The 1652-nt window shown below is 65.9% G+C and carries 2 protein-coding genes; both read right to left on the bottom strand.

The window, feature by feature from the left end; translation table 11 throughout:
- Positions 1-56 precede the first annotated feature (56 nt).
- A complete protein-coding gene (locus ACX80C_RS19305) occupies positions 57-281 on the bottom strand; it encodes a hypothetical protein (protein ID WP_459328085.1) in 225 nt (74 codons plus the stop codon).
- The gene (locus ACX80C_RS19300) at positions 278-1534 is read right to left on the bottom strand and encodes an IS256 family transposase (protein WP_459328084.1); all 1257 of its coding nucleotides are present in this window, start codon (positions 1532-1534) and stop codon (positions 278-280) included. The genes ACX80C_RS19305 and ACX80C_RS19300 overlap by 4 nt, the downstream gene beginning before the upstream one ends.
- Positions 1535-1652 lie beyond the last annotated feature (118 nt).

Here is a 1652-nt window from a genome sequence, read left to right as displayed (position 1 = left end):
GGTCAAGTCCCGTGGAGTGGTGTAGCCGTTCTGTGGCTTTTCGAGGTTGTTGAGGTTTAGAAGTTGTGGTTCTCGGATGGTGTGGCGGGTTCGGGTTCCTCCTCTCGTGCGGGGCCGCCGTCCAGCCGCCAGTCGGGGGTGATCGTGCCGTCGGCGAGCCAGAAGTCCTCGGGCGTGGGGGCGGGTCTTCCGTGTTCGTCCCACCAGCCGGTCTCTTCGCCGGCGGCGAGGAGTGCGAGGTCCTGTTCGTGTCGTGACGCGTTGGGCTGGGCGGGGTTCATGCTGCGGCCTCCATACTCTCCAGTTCGGGCAGGTCTGTGCGTGGGTCGAGCCCGGGGTCCACGGTTGTGAGGCGGCAGCGGGTGAGGACTTCGAGTCCGAAATAGCGGCGCCCTTCGGCCCATTCGTCGCTTTGCTCGGCAAGCACGGCCCCCACGAGGCGGGTGATCGCGTCGCGGTTGGGGAAGATCCCGACCACGTCGGTGCGGCGGCGGATCTCCTTGTTCAAACGCTCGTTGGGGTTGTTTGACCAGATCTGCTGCCACACGTCCTTGGGGAAGGCGGTGAACGCGAGGATGTCGGCGCGGGCCGCATCCAGGTGTGCGAACACTTTCGGGAGTTTCTCCTCAACGTAGTCCAGGAGCCGGTCGAACTGTGCGTTCACGCTCACCGGGTCTGGCTGGTCATAGACCGAATGCAGCATCGCTTTCACCGCCGGCCACAGGTTCTTCGGAGTCGCCGACATCAGGTTCGCCGCGTAGTGGGTGCGGCAACGCTGCCATGAGGCCCCGGGAAGGTTCGCCGCGATGGCCTCGACGAGACCGGCGTGGGCGTCGGAGGTGACCAGGCGCACCCCGGTCAGGCCCCGGGCGACGAGGTCCGCGAAGAACGTGTTCCAGGCCGCACCGGTCTCGCTGGTCGCCACGCGCAGGCCCAGGACTTCGCGGTGCCCGTCCGCGTTGACACCGGTGGCGACCATGACGACCGCGTTGATCACGCGCCCGCCTTCACGGACCTTCATGGTCAACGCATCGGCAGCGACGAAGGTGAACGGGCCCGCATCGCCCAGCGGCCGGGTCCGGAACGCAGCGACCTGCTCATCGAGGTCCGCCGCCATCCGGGAGACTTGTGATTTCGACAGCGAGTGGATGCCCAGGGTCTTGACAAGCTTATCCATCCGGCGTGTGGAGACCCCAGCGAGGTAGCAGTCCGCGACGACGGTGATCATGGCCGCTTCGGCCCGCTTCCGGCGCTCCAGGAGCCAGTCCGGGAAATACGTGCCCTGACGCAGCTTCGGGATGGCGACATCGATCGTGCCGGCGCGGGTATCGAGCTCGCGGTGGCGGTAGCCGTTGCGCTGGGTCAGGCGCTCGGGTGAAGGCTTGCCCCATTCCGCACCGACCACGGCGTCCGCGTCCGCGGACAAGAGCGCGTTGATCATGGTTTGCAGCAAATGGCGCATCAGATCAGGCGACGCATCGCCCAGGGCTTCTGAAAGTACGCCGGCAGGGTCGACAATATGAGGAGCGGTCATCGTGTGATGTCCTTTCGAGTGGGATGTGAGAGTTTCCTCGAAGGACCCACGGTGACCGCGCCCCGTTCGGGCGGTACCGGTCACCAGCGGGCGTTACACCACTCTAAGGGGCACTACT

The organism is Arthrobacter tecti (genome assembly GCF_054511355.1).
Note: the sequence above shows the minus strand (reverse complement) of the source record. Positions and strands in the feature narration are given on the sequence as shown.